Genomic DNA, 16,207 nt, shown 5'->3' with positions numbered 1-16,207 from the left:
CGGCTCGGCGGCCCGGGGTACGATGCCCTGATGCGGATCGACGACGAGGCGGTGCTCTGGTCGGCATCGTCGGCCGACCGGGCCGGGCGCCCGCTCCTGGTGCTCCTGCACGGCTTCAACTCCCACGAGGGCGACCTCTTCGGACTCGCCCCGTACCTCCCGCTCGCTCCGGCGATCGCGTCGCTGCGGGCGCCGATCGACGCCGGCTACGGCTACGCGTGGTTCCCGCTGCTCGCGCAGGGCGAAGCGCAGGCGCTCGACAACGCCGACCAGGCGACGACGGCGATCATCGACTGGCTCGATCGCGTCGCGCCCGACACCGCGTCGGTCGGGCTCCTCGGCTTCTCGCAGGGCGCTGCGATCGCGCTCGAACTGCTCCGCCGCGCACCCGACCGGTTCGCGTTCGCGGTCAGCCTCTCCGGTTTCGCGCTGCCCGGCGTACGCGATGGCGACGAGCGGATGTCGCAGCTCGCGCCGCCCGTCTTCTGGGGTCGCGGCACCGACGACGAGGTCATCCCCGCGGCATCCGTCGCCCGCACCCAGGAGTGGCTGCCCGAGCACGCCGACCTCGACGCGCGCATCTACGAGGGCCTCGGCCATTCCGTCTCCGAGCGGGAGCTCGCCGACGTGACCGCGTTCCTGCGCGCGCAGTACGCGAGCTAGACGCCCGCGCCGCCTCCGCCGCCGCCCGCCTCGGCACGCTTCGCAGCGCGCTCGACGTCGCGGTCAGCGACGCGGCGCTTCTCGGCGCGCACGCCCGCCTGCGTCGCGCGCTCCTGCACGAGCCAGGGCGGCGGCGCGGCGAGCAGGTCCTTGATCTCGGCGGTCGTGAGCGCCTCGGTGACCCCGCCGCGCGCGAGTCCGGAGTTCGAGACCCCGAGCTTCGCGGCCACGACGCTGCGCGGGTGCGGCCCCTCGCGGCGCAGCACCTGCAGCCACTCGGGCGGATCCGCCTGCAGCGCGTTCAGCTCGTCCCGCGTCACGACGCCCTCGCGGAAGTCCGCGGGGGCGGCCTCGAGGAGGATGCCGAGCTTCTTCGCGGCGGTCTCGGGTTTCATCGACTGGGACTGGCTCACCCTGCCACCGTAGCCCCGTTCCGCGGCATCCGCCCGCCGCTCGTCGTGTGACGCCCGGCGGCTGCCGTGCGCACCCGAGTGGCTAGGCTGTGGGCAGGCCGCAGGGGTCGGACATCGGACGGGGGCGCTGTGACGCTGAGGCTCCGCTACGTCGCCGGGGTGAGCCCCGCGAAGTGGCTGCGCGCCTGGGCCGAGCGCCGCCCCGACCTGCCCCTCGAGGCCGTGCGCGTCGAGCAGCCCGAGCAGCTTGCGGAGGTCCTCTCCGGCGACGCCGACCTCGCCTTCGTGCGGCTGCCCGTCGACGCCGAGGGCCTGCACCGCATCCCGCTCTGGGAGGAGGTCGCCGTCGCCGTGCTCCCGAAGGACCACCCGCTCGCCGACGCCGCGGCCCTCACGCTCGCCGACCTCGAGGGCGAGCCCGCCGCGCCCGCCCAGCCCGACCCGGCCATGACCGTCGAGCTCGTCGCCGCGGGCACGGGCTACGCGATCCTGCCGCACAGCCTCGCCCGGCTGCATCACCGCCGCGACGTCACGGCGGTGCCGGTGACGGATGCCGCGCCGACGCGCATCGCGCTCGTCTGGCGCGTCGAGCGCGACGACGCCGACATCCAGGAGTTCGTCGGGGTCGTGCGCGGCCGCACGACGCGGAGCTCGCGCGGCGACGCCGGCGACGACCACGCGACCGGCACGTCGTCCGGCACGTCCAAGCCGGCGGCCGGCCAGGGCTCCGCCAAGGGCTCGGCGAAGGGCGGCGCCGGCACGGCGGGCGGGAAGGGTCGCGGCACCGGGCGCGCGGCATCCGCCCGCTCGGGTCGCACCGCACGCAAGCGCGGCGGTCGCGGGCGATGAAGCCGTTCCTCTTCCTCGGCGCCCGTCCGGAGTCGGAGGCGGCCGCCCCGGAGTACGAGTCGATGCGCCTCGCCATGGGCCTCGAGCCCGAGCGCCTCGTGCACGTGCGGCTCGACCGCGAGCCGCTCGACGAGTCACCCCTCGACCACGTCGCAGGAATCGTCGTGGGCGGCAGTCCGTACAACGTGATCACGCCCGAGCACGAGAAGTCCGCGACGCAGCGACGCCTGGAGGACGGCCTCGCCCGCCTCGCCGAGGCCGCCATCGCACACGACTTCCCGGTGCTCTACACCTGCTACGGCATCGGGGTGCTGACGCGCGTGATCGGCGGCACATTGGGAACGCGGTACGCCGAGCCCGCCGCCGCGATCGAGATCACGCTGACTGCCGAGGGCGTCGCGGATCCGCTGGTGGGTGTGCTCCCGCTGCGGTTCCATGCGTTCGGCGGGCACAAGGAGGCCGCCGATGCGCTGCCCGCCGAGGCGGTGCTGCTGGCCTCGTCGGCGGCGTGCCCGGCGCAGGTCTACCGGGTCGGCGACCGCGTCTACGCGACGCAGTTCCATCCCGAGGTCACGGCCGACGACTTCATCGCCCGCGGCCACGTGTACCGTCACCACGGCTACTTCGCGGCCGATGCGCTCGAGGAGTTCAGCACGCGCGTGGCGGCGGCATCCGTCACCGAGCCGCGACGGATGCTGCGGCGGTTCGTCGAGCTCGCCGACGCCGAGGCCTGACGCCGACGCCCGAGGCGCGAACGCCCCGGGCAACGGGCCGTCAGGCCGCCAGCGGCATCGGCGGATACGCCCGGCGAAGCACCACCCGCTGGCCGAGCGTCCACGCCACCGTGACGAGGAGGTACAACGCGGCCGCGAGCGGCACGAACACCGCGATCACCGCCGTGATGAACTGCAGCAGTCCGAGCGCGCGTTGCATGCCGGCCGACGAGAGGGCGGCGAGCGGCTCCGACACTGATGCGTTTCTCGAAGCAGTGTCGGAGCCACCGGCCGAGGAGGTCGCGGTAGCCGTCGTCGCGGCATCCGGCAGCTGCGGTCGGAAGACGCGCCGCGTCACCTCGCCGACGAGCGCGATGGCGACGACCACCGAGGCGTAGACGGCGAGCGTCCCGGGCGCGAGGGTGCCGGCGGCGAGCTCGCCCGCCAGGCTCGATCCAAGCGGCACTCCGAACAGGGTGTGGTCGAGCAGCGCGTTCGGGTGACCGGCGATGGTCGGCAGGATGAAGAGCGCGTAGATGACGCCGACGATCGGCGCCTGCACGAGCATCGGCAGGCAGCCGGCGAACGGCGAGGCGCCCTCGTCGGAGTACAGCGCCATCGTCTCGCGCTGGAGGCGTTCGGGGTCGCTGCCGTGCTTCCGGCGCAGTTCGGCGAGCTTCGGCGCGAGGCGTGCGCGCGTGCGCTCGGCCTTCGCCTGCGAGACGCCGACGGGGATGAGCGCGGCGCGCACGAGGAGGGTGACGAGCACGATCGCCGCTGCAGCGCTCGAGACGCCGACGAGCGGCTGGAGCAGGTCGCCGAGGCCCATGAGCAGTGCGTGGGCGCCGTCGAGCACGGCGGCGATGGGCGGGAAGGCGTAGAGGTCCATGAGGTGTTCCAAACGGTCGGAGGGATGCGGGATCCGTCTGGCCGCGGAACAGCGGGGGTCGACCGTGCACCCTGCCGAGCAGGGTCGTCGATGGTCGGTGCGGTTATGCGGCCGGGATGCCGCGTCCGGGCGCCCTGGGTCGCGGCCGCCCTGCCGCGTCGGGGTCGCTCTGCGCGAGCAGCGTGCCGGGATCGGCCGTCTGCCGAAGTCGCGTGGCGGCGCCGCTCTGGTCGGCGGCGACGAGCGCGGGCACCGAGCTCCACGCCGCGGCCACGAGGACCACGGCCGCCGCACCGAGCACACCCAGCAGGATCACGGTGACCTGCGGGTTCGAGGCGACGGCGATGTCGAGCGAGGACTGCACCTGGCGCAGCAGCATGACGAGCAGCTCCACCTCGGCCTCCTCTCGCGCGTCTCGCCTCACGCTAGCACTCGCGGCTGCGCCGGCACTCCCGGCTGGAACGCCTCTCGAACGCGATCGAGCGGATGACGCGCGGTCGCGTCATCCGCTCGGATCGGCTTCGCCCGCTCAGGTGGTGCGGGTGCGGTTGCGCGTGATGAGCCCCCAGATCAGCAGCACGATGATCGAGCCGCCGATGGCGAGCAGCCACGTGCCCAGGTCCCAGAACTCCGTCAGCGGACGGTTGAGGATCAGGCTGCCGAGCCAGCCGCCGAGCAGTGCGCCGACGACCCCGAGCAGCAGGGTGATGAACCAGCCTCCGCCCTGCTTGCCGGGCAGGATCAGCTTGGCGATCGCGCCGGCGATGAGGCCGAGGACGAGAAATGCGAGGAAACTCATGTGCGCTCCTTCGAATCGGGGTGATCCGCACGATTCCACGTCGTCGCCCGGCGAGCAACCCCTTGCCGACGGGGTGGCGGACGCGCTAGCTCCGACGGGCGCCGCGGCTCACCACTCGGTCCCGATGAGCTCGCCGACGCCCGTGATCCACGCGCCCACGCCGTTGCCGCGATACAGGAGCATCGCGCCGTCGGGGGTCACGCCGAGGACGTCGGGCTTCGTGTCGGCGGTGAAGTCGCCAGGGCTCGTGAGCACGGCGAACATGTCCCACCCGGATCCGCGCGCGAAGCCGAACTCGTTGAGCCACCCGCCGCGCCCGTCACCGGGGTAGATCATGAACGCACCCTCGGGCGTGACGGCCAGGACGTCGGGCCTGGTGTCCCCGGTGAAGTCGCCCGCCGTGAACACGTGCAGGAACGGATCCCAGCCGGAGCCGATCGGGACCCCGACGCTGACGCCGCCGGCACCATCGCCGGCGAAGAGCCGCAGGATCCCGTCGGCACCCACGCCGATGAGATCCGCGATCCCGTCGCCCGAGAAATCGCCCGGGGCCAGCAACGCGCGCTGCGGTTCGCCCGGTCCGCGCGGGTCCGCGCCGACGCCGTCGAGCCAGCCGGCTTGACCATCGCCGGCGTAGAGGCGCAGCGCGCCGCCGCCACCGACGCCGATGAGGTCGGCGTTGCCGTCGCCGTCGAAGTCCCCCGGGGCGACGATCCCGGCGAACACGTTCCAGCCGCTGCCGACGACGGTGCCCGCCCCACTCACCCAGCCGCCCCGCGCATCGCCTCGGTAGAGCAGCAGCACGCCGTCCTCGGTGACGCGGAAGACGTCGCCGATGCGATCGCCGTCGAAGTCCCGTGTCCCGGTGGCGCGGAGGGAGGGACCCCCGTCGGCCGCCGTCGATGCCTGTGCGGTCGCCACCGACGCGAGCTGCTCGCCGCGAGCGCCCTCGCTCGCGGATGCCGCATCGACGAGGGAGGGCTGGAGGACCAGGGCCGCCGCGAGGCCGACGGCGAGGCCGGCGCCGGGACCGACGGATCTCGCTCGGCGTACGCCTCGTGCGGCCGGCCTGGTTCGCGACGTGCGAGCGGAAGGGTCCATGGCTTCCATTGTCCCGCAATACCCCGTTCGGGGGGTCCCCTTTTCGACCCACCCGGCGTCCAACCCACTGAGCGGGTTACGCCGATCACGGCGCGGTCTTCCGGCCCGCGTCGTCATCTGCCCCTAGCGTCGTCGATGGGGCTGCGCACGTTCGCGCGGCAAGGGGGGATGGCGTGAGCGGGTCGCCGGTGCACGGGAGGTCCGTGCCCAGGCGGGCGAGGCCGTTTCGGTGGGTCATCGCCCTCGTGCTGGGCACCCTCGTCCTCGTGACGACCGTGGTTCCTGCGCCGGCGGACCGGGCCGAGGCGATCCCCGACGATCCGCGCGTGCTCGCGCAGGCCCTGCTCGACGGTCGTGCCGCGGGCCGCTTCGACTCGATCTCGTGGGGCGTCGTCGACGTGCTCATCGCGCCGGTCGCGCGGGGTGAGACTCCCGCGGCGGGGTGCCGGATCGATGTCCGCGTCTTCCAGGTGCTCGTGCAGATCATGGAGCACTTCGGATCGCTGGTGATCAGCGACCTGGCCCGGTCCTGCCCCGGTGTCTCACAGGACCCGCCCTGCCCGACGACGTACATCTCGCCGCACTGCGCAGACCCGGCGCGCGCCATCGACTTCGTGCGTGTGGGCGGAACCGTGCTGCGCGGCGGATCGGAGTCCCTGCCGTTCCTGCGGTACCTCGACTCCTTCGTGCCGCGCGGGACGCTGGCGGGCCAGTCCCAGTGCGGAAGCAACGTCGCGTTCGAGTACATCACGAGTCGCATCGAGGACGCGTGCAACCACATCCACCTCGCCCTGCCGGCGACCGGGATCCTGCGCCTGCCGTCGGAGCCGACCCGGTCGACCGACGGCGTGCTCTCCAGGGTGGCCATCGGCAGTCCCGACTTCGACGGCGACGGATTCGCCGACGTCTTCCGCGTCACCAGCGACGGCCTCCTCTACCTCCTCGGCGGAGACGGGCGGGGATCGTGGAAGCCGTCGGGAAGCCTGATCGGCAGCGGATGGAACGCCTTCTCCCTGGTGCTCGCGCCCGGCGACTTCGGCGGGGACGACCGGTCGGACCTCATCGGGCTCGGCACCGACGGCATCATGCGCCTCTACGACGGCAACGGAGCGGGCGGCTGGGCGACCGGGAGCGGCCGGCAGATCGGGTCGTCGTGGAACATCTTCCGATTCGTGATCGCCCCGGGCGACTTCACCGGCGACGGGAACGTCGACGTGATCGCGATCCGACCCGACGGCGTCATGCTCCTGTACGCGGGCAACGGCGCCGGGGGCTGGCTCACCGGATCGGGAACCCCGATCGGCTCCGGGTGGGGCCGGTTCTCGAAGGTCCTCGCCCCCGGGGACTTCACCGGCGACGGCAAGGTCGACGTGCTCGCGGTGGACGGCGGCGCACTCCGCCTCTACCCGGGGAACGGCACGAGCGGATGGTCGGACTCCAACGGCCGGGTGGTCGGCACCTCGTGGGACCAGTTCATCGTCATCACGGGACCCGGCGACTTCAGCGGCGATGCCGCGGTCGACCTGCTCGCCGTCCGGGCCGACGGCGTGATGCTCATGTACCGGGGCGACCGGGCGGGCGGCTGGGCGACCGGGCAGGGCGAGGTCATCGGCTCGGAGTGGTGGTAGGCGCGTGCACCCGTGGGTGCTGCACGTCGACCTCGACCAGTTCATCGCGGCGGTCGAGGTGCTGCGCCATCCCGAGCTCGCCGGCAAGCCCGTGATCGTCGGGGGACGCGGCGATCCCACCGAGCGGGCCGTCGTCTCGACCGCCTCCTACGAGGCACGAGAGTTCGGCGTCGGCTCGGGGATGCCGCTGCGCCTCGCCGCGCGGAAGGCACCCGATGCCGTGATCCTGCCCGTCGACGCGGAGCACTACCTCGCGGCATCCGAGGCCGTGATGTCGACGCTGCGCGCGCAACCCGGAGCGACGGTGCAGGTGCTCGGCTGGGACGAGGCCTTCGTTGGCGTGGAGACCGACGACCCCGAGGCGTACGCACGGCGACTGCAGCAGGACGTGCTCGAGCGGACGCGGCTGCACTGCACGGTCGGCATCGGCGACACCCTCGTGCGCGCCAAGGTGGCCACGGGCTTCGGCAAGCCGCGCGGCGTGTTCCGGCTCACCGTCGACAACTGGCTCGAGGTGATGGGCGACAGGCCGACGATCGACCTGTGGGGCGTCGGCTCGCGCATCTCGCAGCGGCTCGCGAAGCTCGGGATCACCACCGTGGCGGAGCTCGCCGCGGCGCGGCCGGCGCCCATGATCGAGGAGTTCGGGCCGCGCATGGGCCCGTGGTACGCGCTGCTCGGGCGCGGCGAGGGGGCGCGCGAGGTTGACGACACGCCCTGGGTCGCCCGCGGGCACAGCCGCGAGACCACCTACCAGCAGGACCTGGCGGACCCGGCGGAGGTGGAGGCCGCCCTGCGCGAGCTCGCAGCTCGCGTGCTCGACGACGTCGCCGCCGAGGGCCGGCCGGTGATCGGCCTCACGCTCAAGGTGCGGTACGCCCCGTTCGTCACGAAGACGTACCAGCGTCGCGTTCCCTCGTCCTTCGATCGCGACGACGTGCTCGCGCGGGTGCTGCAGCTGGCGTCGGACCGCATCGAACCCGACCGGCCGATCCGGCTCCTCGGGCTGCGCGCCGAGATGGCGATGCCCGACGACGCGCGGGAGGGACACATGCCGACACGCGGCGGGTGGTGAGCGCACTGGCACCCCGTGCGCGACCCGTCGCTTGTACCGTGGTGCTGTGGTGATCGCGCCATCCACTCGGCGGAACTTCGTCGCCGCGGCCACGGAGAGCGTGAGCTTCGCGGTCGCGAACCAGCTCACTGCGGTGGCCGTCGTGCTCCCGTTCATCTGCGTCGCCTTCGGCGGAAGCGCCTTCGCCGCCGCGCTGATCTTCCCCACCTACACGGCCGCCAACCTGCTCGGGGTGATCCTGGCGCCGCGCGTGCTGGGGCTGCGATCCGTCTCGAGGTCGCTCGCGCTGATCCTGATCCTCATCGCGACCGTGTTCGCGATCACGGGCATCGCGATCGCCCTGGTCGACGAGGTGTGGCTGAACACCCTCTGGATCGTCGCCGCGGTGCTCGGGGTTCTCGCGGGCGTGGCGTCGATCGCCGTGGTGGAGGTGATGTCCTCCTCGCTCGCACCGTCGCAGAAGTCGGCCATCAGCGTCGTGCAGAGCACCGGCGGCTCCATCCTCACGCTGGCGATCACGGTCGTCATGGGCCTGCTCTTCCTCGACCCGAGGGGCAAGGACGCCCACGTGACGCTCCTGTGGATCGGCGTCACGGCGATGGTCGTCGCCGCCCTCGCCCTGCTGCCGATCCGTCCGACGGCATCCGGTCCGGCCGTCCGCCACCGACCGGTCGGCATCCTCACGGCGTTGCGCGCCCGGCCCGACCGCCGGTACCCGTGGGTCCGGGAGTTCCTGATCACGCAGATCCTGTTCATCTCGATCTCACTCGGAACGAGCTTCTACAGCGTGCACGGCGCGACCCTGCACGGCCAGGAATCGGAGGCCCTGCACCAGATCGTGGCGCTCACCGCGGTCGGGAGCCTGCTCTTCACGGCGCTCTGGACCCTGAGCCGGCATCGGGCGACGATCCGGGGCCTCCTGCTGACGGCCGCGGCGCTGGGCGTTACCGCCGGAGTCATCGCGCTCATCACGGAGTACGGCGGCGCCCAGGTGGCCCTGCCCATCCTGAGCGGCGTCGTCATCACGCTCGCCGCGGCCGGTGGGGCGGCGACCTCGAGCACGCGGTCGACGTGGATGTACCTCAACCTCGGACAGGACGACGACATCGAGGTGGTCGTCTTCTGCCAGGTCGTTCTGGGCGTCACCGCCACCGGCGTCGGTCTCCTGTTCGGCACGCTCGCCCACCTGGATTCCGTGGCCCCGACCTGGGGCCTGCTCATCCTGTCGGGCTATGCGCTCTTCCATGCGCGCAGAGCCCCGGGGGAACGCATCTCGGAGACCAAGGCCGGCCACCTGCTCGACCACCACCACGGACACCACTGGGGCGGGTTCCACTGGTGATGCGGTCGCCGGCCGCTTGGCCACCGCTCGTCCTCGCCCCGTTCTCGTGCGGCATGCGGCGTGGCAGGCTACGACCATGGGCACGCAGCAGCGCTTCCACACCGCGCTGGTGATCGACCGGCGCGGGCGCACGATCGTGGCGATCCCGTTCGACCCCGACGAGGTGTGGGGCGTGAAACCACGTCACCCGGTGCGCGGATCGATCGCCGGTTGCTCGATGCGCGGCAACATCGAGAAGCACGACGACGGACCCACCATCACGCTCGGACCGGCGTGGACGCGCCTCCCCCTGCGCGATGGGTCCGAGGTCGACGTCGTGCTCGAGCCCGAAGGACCGCAGCGTTCCGACCTCGCACCCGACGTGGCGGCGGCGCTCGATGAGGCTCCGGATGCCGCGGCGTTCTTCGATTCGCTGGCGCAGTTCTACCGCACCGCCTGGCTGCGGTGGATCGACTCGACGAAGCGGAACCCGGAGCAGCGGACCGTGCGCATCGCGGAGATGATCAGGAACCTGCAGGACGGGCGCAAGGAGCGGCAATAGGCGCGGCGCCGACTCGAGCCCATCGGTTCACCGGTCGTCGTCCTTCTCCGTGTCCTCCTTGTCGCCCTTGCCCTTCTCGCCCTTGTCGTCGTCGCCCTGCTTCTGGAGCTCTTCGATCTGCTGCTGCAGCCGCGCCTGCTCCTCGATGAGGCGCTGGCGCTCCGCCTCATCGGCGGCTGCGGCGATCGCGGCCTCCAGGTCGAGGCGCACGAGTTCCATGGCTCCGACGATCGCCTCGAAGCGATCGTCGTCAATCTGGCCGTCCTCGCGCGCCGTGGCGAGTTCGGCGGTCATCACGTCGAGTTCATCGATGGCGGCCTGCCAATCCCCCGCGGCGCTCGCCTCGCTGACGGTGACGACGTGTTCGCGGAGGCCGTCGCGCGTCTCCGCGTCGTACGCCGGTGAACAGGCCGTCATCGTGAACGCCACGACGATCGCGACGAGGCCGAGCGGGTGAGGTCGCATCGTGCTCCTTTCGACCTCTCAACGCTACGATGCCGACGCATCACCACGCTCCCCGTTGACAGCGGAGGTCCCGCGACGCCGACGACGAAAGCCCCGGCTCACGAGAATCGCGCCGACACGAGTGCGATCGCACCGAAGCCGGCCATGATGAGCGCCATGGTCGCGTAGCTCCCGACCCCGGCCGCGACGACCGGTCCAAGCGCCGGCCCGAGCGCGGTGATCGCCGTGATCGGGGCGGCGAACACGCCATTGATCGACCCGTAGTTCCGCGTTCCCCAGCGGTCGGCGACCGCTGAACCCTGGACGAGCGTCTGCGCTCCTCGGACAGCCCCCGCGGCCATCCCGATCGCGATGAGCAGCCATGGCGGTCCGGGCACAAGCGCCATCAGGCCAAGCAGTACGACCGCGAGGCCCGACGTCATGGCCAGCGGCACCCATGGTGCGGTGCGATGCGGCAACACCACGTAAACCAATCGACCGATGACCTGTCCGGCGCCGAGCAGGCCGAGCGCCCATGCCGCGAGTTCGTACGAAAGGCCCTTCTCCATGTAGAGCGGGATGACGGCGAGCGTCACGCTGAACAGTGCGATCGCGAGCGAGAGCATCGAGAGCTCCAGCGCCCAGAACCGCCGAGTCCGAGCCACGGATGCGACGTGATGGACGTGCTCGTCGGGATGCGCCGGCGGCAGCGGCGTCCAGTCGTGCTCGAGGAAGAACCAGTGCAACGGCACGGTCAGCACGAGGAGCAGGATCGCGAGCACCAGGAACGTCGCACGCCAGTCGAGCTGGGTCAGCAGTCCTGCGACGATCGGCGCGAACACCGTCGACGCCAGACCGCCGGCGAGGGTGAGGATCGTCATCGCCCTGCGCCGCCCGTCGCCGTGACGGCGGGTGATCACGGTGAACGCCGCCTGGTAGAGCACCGCCGACTGGGCGAGTCCGCAGACGAGCCAGCCGGCCGCGAAGACGAGGAGGTTCGGCGCCGCGCTCACGACGACCATGCCGACGGCCCCGATGAGCGCACCGGCGGTCATGATGAGCCTGGGACCGCGATGGTCCAGCCACCGGCCGACGAGGATGCCCGAGAGCGCCGAGACGATGAGCCCTGCGGAGAAGGCCAGCGTGATCGCGGGGAGCGTCCAGCCGGTCTCATCCGCGATAGCGGGCCCGGCGACGATCAGGGCGTAGTAGAGGATGCCCCAGCTGATGACCTGCCCGACCGACAGCGCACCGAGCCGGACTCCGAGCCGGTGCTGCCTGGTCGAGAGGGTGGTCACCGGGACGCGGTGACGTCGAGCAGCTGTGAGAGCTGGCCGAGCGCGCCCGGCACGAGCTTGTAGTACGCCCAGGTGCCCCGCTTGCTCCGGCTCAGGAAGCCGGCCTCCATGAGGATCTTCAGATGATGCGACACGGTCGGCTGGCTCAGCCCGACCGGCTCGATGAGGTCGCAGACGCAGGCTTCTTCGCCATCGGATGCCGCGACGATCGACACGAGGCGCAGCCGGGTCGGGTCGGCCAACGCCTTCAGCTTCCGAGCAAGGTCTTCCGCGCGCTCGGCATCGATCGCCTCGCGCGTGAGCGGCGTGCAGCACACCTCGGGGTCGGGCTGGATCACCGGAAGCAGCGTGGTCGTCATGACGCCATCCTAAACCGAATATTGACAAACATCGATGGACTGACGACACTCAATATCGAAGTTCATCGATGCCATAGGAGGCTACCCGATCATGACCCTGGTCGACCTCACCGTCCCGAGCCTGCGCGAGCGCAGCCTCGACGCCCTTCCCGTCGCGATCGTCGGCGCCGGCCCGATCGGCCTGGCCGCCGCGGCGAACCTCGTGCAACGAGGCATCGACTTCGTGATCTTCGAAGCGGGTGACGACATCGCCAGCAGCATCCGTCAATGGGGCCACACGCGCCTGTTCTCGCCGTGGAAGCACGTCGTCGACCCGGCCTCACGTGAGCTGCTGGCAGCGACCGGGTGGGAGTTGCCGGCGCCCGAGAGCCTCCCCACCGGCGCAGAGCTCGTGGAGCAGTACCTCGAACCGCTCGCCGCACTCGAGCCCATCGGATCCCGCATCCGCACCGGCGTCACGGTCGACGCGATCACGCGTCAGGGCATGGACCGCACGCGCACCGCGCGCCGGTCCTCCACGCCGTTCCTCCTCCGGGTCCGCACCGCTGACGGCGTCGAGGAGATCACCGCACGAGCGGTGATCGACGCCTCGGGCACCTACGACCACCCGAACAGCCTCGCCTCCTCCGGCCTCGAGCCCCTCGGCCTCCCCGACGTCGCGGATCGGGTCAGCCACGCGCTGCCCGACGTGCTCTGGCGGGAGCGTGCGCGCTTCGCCGGGCACCACACGACCGTGGTGGGCGCCGGGCACTCCGCTGCCAACACCATCCTCGCGCTGGCGGAGCTGGCGGAGCAGGAACCGGGCACGCGGGTCACGTGGCTCATCCGCAACGCGAGCGCGGTCCGTGTCACCACGTCCGACGACGACGGCCTCGCCGCCCGCGCATCGATCGGCCGACGAGTCGACGCGCTCGTCCACGCCGGCCGGATCGACGTCGTCGACCGGTTCGAGACCATCCGCCTGGTTCGCACCGACGACGGCGTCCGCCTCTACGGCCTGCGGGGTGACGAGCTCGTCGAGCACGAGACCGACCTCGTCGTGAACGCCACCGGCTTCCGGCCGAATCTCGACATGCTCCGTGAGATCCGCCTCGAACTCGATGACATCGTCGAGGCGCCCAAGCGCCTCGCACCGCTCATCGACCCGAACGTCCACACGTGCGGCACGGTCGAGCCGCACGGCTTCGCTGAGCTGCAGCATCCCGAGCCGAACTTCTTCCTCGCCGGCATGAAGAGCTACGGACGCGCTCCGACCTTCCTGCTCGCCACCGGCTACGAGCAGGTCCGCTCGATCACGGCGTGGATCGCCGGGGATGTCGCCGCGGCCAGCCGCGTCACACTCGAGCTGCCGGCGACCGGCGTGTGCTCGACCAGCCTCCCAGCCGACGGGGCATCCTGCGGCACCGAGACCGCCGTAGCGGGCACGGCGCAATCGGGCTGCTGCAGCTGAGCCGGCGAGCGGCCTCCGTGGCATAGACTTCAATCTATGGATGCCACCGCGGAGGCCGCACGCGAACTGAGGATCGTCGCCGATCCGACGCGAGCGAGCATCCTGCGCTCGATCCTCGAAGCTCCTGAGGGACGTGTCCTGACCGGACGGCTCGCCGAGGAGTTGCAGCTTCGGCAGCCCACGGTCAGTCATCACCTGAAGGCGCTGCTCGACGAGGGCCTGGTCGAGAAGCAGCCCGACGGTCGTCGCACGTGGTATTCCATACCCCCGGATCGGATCGACCGGCTTGGGGCGATCCTTCGAACCCAGGACGCGTCGGGTTCGCTCGACAGCAGCCTCGACCAGATCATCGACAACCTGACCTCCCGGTTCCAGGGCACCTTCGGCCGCGAGACGATCGAGCAGTACGTGAAGGAGAGTTACGACCTGCTCGCGGCGCGACCCGACGCCGGGCGCCACCTGCCGTCGTATGCCGCAGCGTTCGCCGCCGATCGCCTCGATGCCCTCGCCCAGGAGCACGAGCGGCCCGCCGACGGAGTCCCCGAGGTGCTCTTCGTCTGCGTGCAGAACGCCGGACGTTCGCAGATGGCGTCTGCGATCCTGCGGCACCTCGCCGGCGACCGCGTGCACGTCCGCACCGCGGGCTCGGAGCCCGCCGGGGAGGTTCGTGGCACGATCCTCGCCGCGTTGGACGAGGTCGGCGTGCCCCTCGCCGGCGAGTACCCGAAGCCGCTCACCGATGAAGTCGTCCGCGCCGCCGATGTGGTGATCACGATGGGCTGCGGCGACGCCTGCCCCATCTACCCAGGACGCCGCTACCTCGACTGGGACCTCGACGATCCGGTCGGCCGGCCGATCGCGGACGTCCGCGCCATCCGCGACGACATCGATCGTCGGGTTCGAGACCTCCTCGCCACCCTCTGATCACCGACCTCGAGAACGTCCGGACACCCCGTGGAGTCGGCGTTGGCGCAATCATAGATTGTCGTCTATTATTTGATCATGACCACCGAGAACCCTTCCGTCCTGTTCGTCTGCGTCCACAACGCCGGGCGTTCCCAGATGGCCGCCGGATACCTCCGCGAGCTGGGCGCCGGCCGCATCGAAGTCCGCTCTGCCGGATCGGAGCCGAAGGACGTGATCAACCCGGTCGCGGTGGAGGCCATGGCCGAGGACGGGATCGACATCACCGGCAACACGCCGAAGATCCTCACCGTCGATGCGGTCAAGGAGTCCGACGTGGTGATCACGATGGGGTGCGGCGACGCCTGCCCCATCTTCCCCGGCAAGCGCTACGAGGACTGGGAGCTCGACGACCCGGCAGGTCAGGGCATCGAGGCCGTTCGACCGATCCGAGACGAGATCAAGCGGCGCGTGACGCAGCTGGTGGGCGAGCTCCTTCCCGCACGCGCATGAGCGTCGAGAACGTCGTCGTCATCGGCTCCGGCCCTTCGGGCTACACCGCGGCGCTCTACCTCGCCCGCGCCGGATTGGCGCCCGTCGTGCTCGCAAGCTCGGTCGAAGCCGGCGGAGCGCTCGTGACGACCACCGAGGTGGAGAACTTCCCCGGGTTCAGCGACGGCATCATGGGACCCGACCTGATGGAGCAGATGCGTGCGCAGGCAGAGCGCTTCGGCGCTCGCATCGTCTACGACGATGCGACCGAGGTCGACCTGACCGGCGACGTGAAGTTCGTCCGCACCATCAACGGTGTCGAGTACCGTTCGCACGCGGTCGTCCTGGCCATGGGCTCCGCCTACCGCAAGCTCGGAGTCGAGGGCGAGGAACGTCTCACCGGCTGCGGCGTCTCGTGGTGCGCGACCTGCGACGGATTCTTCTTCAAGGGCAAAGACATCGCCGTGGTCGGCGGCGGCGACTCAGCTCTCGAGGAGGCCATGTTCCTCACCCGGTTCGCCGATTCCGTGACGCTCGTCCACCGGCGTGACTCGCTGCGCGGCTCCCGCATCATGCAGGAGCGAGCGCTGTCCAACCCGAAGATCCGGCCCTACTGGAACGCCGAGGTTGCAGCGGTGGAAGGCGCTGACGGCGTCGAGCGCCTCCAGCTCCGCGACACCGTGACCGGTGCCGAGACCGCACTCCACGCGACCGGCCTGTTCATCGCGATCGGTCACGACCCCCGCAGCGAGCTCGTCGCCGGCCAGATCGAACTCGACACGGACGGCTACGTGCGGGTGCGGCATCCGTCGACGCACACGAACCTCGAGGGTGTCTTCGCGTGCGGCGATCTCGTCGACAAGCGCTACCGACAGGCGGTCACCGCCGCAGGCACGGGGTGCGCTGCCGCGCTCGATGCCGAGCATTACCTCGCCGAGCGTGGGCTTGCCACGCCCGTCGAGGAGCAGCCGGCGATCATCCTCGAGACGATCGCCTCCTCGAGCTGAGCCTGCGTCGGATGCCCCGAGAATCCCCGGGGCGTCGCATACACGCGACAGGCGGGCGATCGCGTTCGTCCAGCCGATGGGAACAGGTCGATCCCGTCGACGAGGATCGTCGGCGAACCCGCGAACGCCCATGCGCCGGCTGCCTCCTGGGAGTCGAGCATCCGCACTCCGATCGGAACGGCTCGGTGTCCCGTCGCGTCCAGCGCCGAGCGAAGCAGGCGCAGCGTCTCCTCCCAGTTCG

General features: G+C 71.2%; 19 protein-coding genes. 11 read left to right on the top strand and 8 right to left on the bottom strand.

Annotation, left to right across the window (positions count from 1 at the left end):
* Window positions 1–30: 30 nt before the first annotated feature.
* Window positions 31–663 (top strand): alpha/beta hydrolase, encoded by a 633-nt coding sequence (locus tag ACWEOH_RS12315; protein ID WP_452031298.1) that lies wholly within the window; start codon window positions 31–33, stop codon window positions 661–663.
* Here ACWEOH_RS12315 and ACWEOH_RS12310 read toward each other — a convergent pair.
* Complete coding sequence (locus ACWEOH_RS12310) at window positions 660–1,058, bottom strand: DUF5997 family protein (protein ID WP_452031931.1); 399 nt, start codon at window positions 1,056–1,058, stop codon at window positions 660–662. The genes ACWEOH_RS12315 and ACWEOH_RS12310 overlap by 4 nt on opposite strands.
* A 147-nt stretch (window positions 1,059–1,205) precedes the next feature.
* Here ACWEOH_RS12310 and ACWEOH_RS12305 point away from each other — a divergent pair, with 147 nt between their 5' ends.
* Both ACWEOH_RS12305 and ACWEOH_RS12300 read left to right on the top strand, forming a co-directional pair.
* Complete coding sequence (locus tag ACWEOH_RS12305) at window positions 1,206–1,925, top strand: LysR family transcriptional regulator substrate-binding protein (protein WP_452031296.1); 720 nt, start codon at window positions 1,206–1,208, stop codon at window positions 1,923–1,925.
* Window positions 1,922–2,659, top strand: coding sequence for a glutamine amidotransferase (locus ACWEOH_RS12300; protein WP_452031295.1), 738 nt, complete (start codon window positions 1,922–1,924; stop codon window positions 2,657–2,659). The genes ACWEOH_RS12305 and ACWEOH_RS12300 overlap by 4 nt, the downstream gene beginning before the upstream one ends.
* A 40-nt stretch (window positions 2,660–2,699) precedes the next feature.
* On the opposite strand, the gene ACWEOH_RS12295 is transcribed toward ACWEOH_RS12300, so the two are convergent.
* The 4 genes from ACWEOH_RS12295 to ACWEOH_RS12280 all read right to left on the bottom strand — a co-directional run bounded on the left by ACWEOH_RS12295 (window position 2,700) and on the right by ACWEOH_RS12280 (window position 5,427).
* Entirely contained in the window at window positions 2,700–3,527 is an 828-nt protein-coding gene (locus ACWEOH_RS12295) for a YidC/Oxa1 family membrane protein insertase (protein WP_452031293.1), read from the bottom strand.
* A gap of 103 nt (window positions 3,528–3,630) precedes the next feature.
* Window positions 3,631–3,921: a DUF6412 domain-containing protein gene (locus ACWEOH_RS12290; protein ID WP_452031291.1), complete on the bottom strand. Its 291-nt coding sequence runs from the start codon at window positions 3,919–3,921 to the stop codon at window positions 3,631–3,633.
* Window positions 3,922–4,056: 135 nt separating this feature from the next.
* Entirely contained in the window at window positions 4,057–4,326 is a 270-nt protein-coding gene (locus tag ACWEOH_RS12285) for a GlsB/YeaQ/YmgE family stress response membrane protein (protein WP_452031289.1), read from the bottom strand.
* 108 nt (window positions 4,327–4,434) lie between these two features.
* Complete coding sequence (locus ACWEOH_RS12280) at window positions 4,435–5,427, bottom strand: FG-GAP-like repeat-containing protein (protein ID WP_452031288.1); 993 nt, start codon at window positions 5,425–5,427, stop codon at window positions 4,435–4,437.
* Between the two features lie 266 nt (window positions 5,428–5,693).
* Between ACWEOH_RS12280 and ACWEOH_RS12275 the strand changes: the two genes are divergently transcribed.
* The 4 genes from ACWEOH_RS12275 to ACWEOH_RS12260 all read left to right on the top strand — a co-directional run bounded on the left by ACWEOH_RS12275 (window position 5,694) and on the right by ACWEOH_RS12260 (window position 10,013).
* Window positions 5,694–7,055, top strand: a complete 1,362-nt coding sequence (locus ACWEOH_RS12275) for an FG-GAP-like repeat-containing protein (RefSeq protein ID WP_452031287.1) — start codon at window positions 5,694–5,696, stop codon at window positions 7,053–7,055.
* A gap of 4 nt (window positions 7,056–7,059) precedes the next feature.
* Complete coding sequence (locus tag ACWEOH_RS12270) at window positions 7,060–8,130, top strand: DNA polymerase IV (protein ID WP_452031286.1); 1,071 nt, start codon at window positions 7,060–7,062, stop codon at window positions 8,128–8,130.
* 46 nt (window positions 8,131–8,176) lie between these two features.
* Window positions 8,177–9,472 (top strand): hypothetical protein, encoded by a 1,296-nt coding sequence (locus ACWEOH_RS12265; RefSeq protein WP_452031285.1) that lies wholly within the window; start codon window positions 8,177–8,179, stop codon window positions 9,470–9,472.
* Window positions 9,473–9,548: 76 nt separating this feature from the next.
* Complete coding sequence (locus ACWEOH_RS12260) at window positions 9,549–10,013, top strand: YdeI/OmpD-associated family protein (RefSeq protein WP_452031283.1); 465 nt, start codon at window positions 9,549–9,551, stop codon at window positions 10,011–10,013.
* Between the two features lie 27 nt (window positions 10,014–10,040).
* On the opposite strand, the gene ACWEOH_RS12255 is transcribed toward ACWEOH_RS12260, so the two are convergent.
* The 3 genes from ACWEOH_RS12255 to ACWEOH_RS12245 all read right to left on the bottom strand — a co-directional run bounded on the left by ACWEOH_RS12255 (window position 10,041) and on the right by ACWEOH_RS12245 (window position 12,114).
* Window positions 10,041–10,478, bottom strand: coding sequence for a hypothetical protein (locus ACWEOH_RS12255; protein ID WP_452031281.1), 438 nt, complete (start codon window positions 10,476–10,478; stop codon window positions 10,041–10,043).
* A gap of 98 nt (window positions 10,479–10,576) precedes the next feature.
* On the bottom strand, window positions 10,577–11,755 hold the full coding sequence (locus ACWEOH_RS12250; protein ID WP_452031279.1) for an MFS transporter: 1,179 nt from the start codon (window positions 11,753–11,755) through the stop codon (window positions 10,577–10,579).
* Window positions 11,752–12,114, bottom strand: coding sequence for a metalloregulator ArsR/SmtB family transcription factor (locus ACWEOH_RS12245; protein WP_452031277.1), 363 nt, complete (start codon window positions 12,112–12,114; stop codon window positions 11,752–11,754). Before ACWEOH_RS12245 ends, ACWEOH_RS12250 begins: the two co-directional genes overlap by 4 nt.
* Window positions 12,115–12,205: 91 nt before the next feature.
* Between ACWEOH_RS12245 and ACWEOH_RS12240 the strand changes: the two genes are divergently transcribed.
* The 4 genes from ACWEOH_RS12240 (at window position 12,206) to trxB (ending at window position 15,966) form a co-directional block, all read left to right on the top strand.
* On the top strand, window positions 12,206–13,564 hold the full coding sequence (locus ACWEOH_RS12240; RefSeq protein ID WP_452031275.1) for an NAD(P)-binding domain-containing protein: 1,359 nt from the start codon (window positions 12,206–12,208) through the stop codon (window positions 13,562–13,564).
* A 36-nt stretch (window positions 13,565–13,600) separates the two neighbouring features.
* On the top strand, window positions 13,601–14,488 hold the full coding sequence (locus tag ACWEOH_RS12235; protein ID WP_452031273.1) for a metalloregulator ArsR/SmtB family transcription factor: 888 nt from the start codon (window positions 13,601–13,603) through the stop codon (window positions 14,486–14,488).
* A gap of 78 nt (window positions 14,489–14,566) precedes the next feature.
* Window positions 14,567–14,980 carry an arsenate reductase ArsC gene (locus tag ACWEOH_RS12230; RefSeq protein ID WP_452031271.1) on the top strand — a complete coding sequence of 138 codons (414 nt, stop codon included), beginning with the start codon at window positions 14,567–14,569 and terminating at the stop codon, window positions 14,978–14,980.
* Window positions 14,977–15,966 (top strand): thioredoxin-disulfide reductase, encoded by a 990-nt coding sequence (trxB, locus tag ACWEOH_RS12225; RefSeq protein ID WP_452031269.1) that lies wholly within the window; start codon window positions 14,977–14,979, stop codon window positions 15,964–15,966. Before ACWEOH_RS12230 ends, trxB begins: the two co-directional genes overlap by 4 nt.
* Window positions 15,967–16,207: the final 241 nt, after the last annotated feature.

This window comes from Agromyces sp. NPDC004153 (assembly GCF_053603635.1).
The sequence above is the reverse complement of the archived record's forward strand: the minus strand, read 5'-3'. Positions and strand labels throughout refer to the sequence as shown.

Coding starts and splice junctions, on each gene's coding strand:
- ACWEOH_RS12240 (WP_452031275.1), top strand. CDS start 12,206: ATGACCCTGGTCGACCTCACCGTCCCGAGCCTGCGCGAGCGCAGCCTC.
- ACWEOH_RS12230 (WP_452031271.1), top strand. CDS start 14,567: ATGACCACCGAGAACCCTTCCGTCCTGTTCGTCTGCGTCCACAACGCC.
- ACWEOH_RS12280 (WP_452031288.1), bottom strand. CDS start 5,427: ATGGACCCTTCCGCTCGCACGTCGCGAACCAGGCCGGCCGCACGAGGC.
- ACWEOH_RS12260 (WP_452031283.1), top strand. CDS start 9,549: ATGGGCACGCAGCAGCGCTTCCACACCGCGCTGGTGATCGACCGGCGC.
- ACWEOH_RS12255 (WP_452031281.1), bottom strand. CDS start 10,478: ATGCGACCTCACCCGCTCGGCCTCGTCGCGATCGTCGTGGCGTTCACG.
- ACWEOH_RS12300 (WP_452031295.1), top strand. CDS start 1,922: ATGAAGCCGTTCCTCTTCCTCGGCGCCCGTCCGGAGTCGGAGGCGGCC.
- ACWEOH_RS12245 (WP_452031277.1), bottom strand. CDS start 12,114: ATGACGACCACGCTGCTTCCGGTGATCCAGCCCGACCCCGAGGTGTGC.
- ACWEOH_RS12285 (WP_452031289.1), bottom strand. CDS start 4,326: ATGAGTTTCCTCGCATTTCTCGTCCTCGGCCTCATCGCCGGCGCGATC.
- ACWEOH_RS12310 (WP_452031931.1), bottom strand. CDS start 1,058: ATGAAACCCGAGACCGCCGCGAAGAAGCTCGGCATCCTCCTCGAGGCC.
- ACWEOH_RS12235 (WP_452031273.1), top strand. CDS start 13,601: ATGGATGCCACCGCGGAGGCCGCACGCGAACTGAGGATCGTCGCCGAT.
- trxB (WP_452031269.1), top strand. CDS start 14,977: ATGAGCGTCGAGAACGTCGTCGTCATCGGCTCCGGCCCTTCGGGCTAC.
- ACWEOH_RS12295 (WP_452031293.1), bottom strand. CDS start 3,527: ATGGACCTCTACGCCTTCCCGCCCATCGCCGCCGTGCTCGACGGCGCC.
- ACWEOH_RS12315 (WP_452031298.1), top strand. CDS start 31: ATGCGGATCGACGACGAGGCGGTGCTCTGGTCGGCATCGTCGGCCGAC.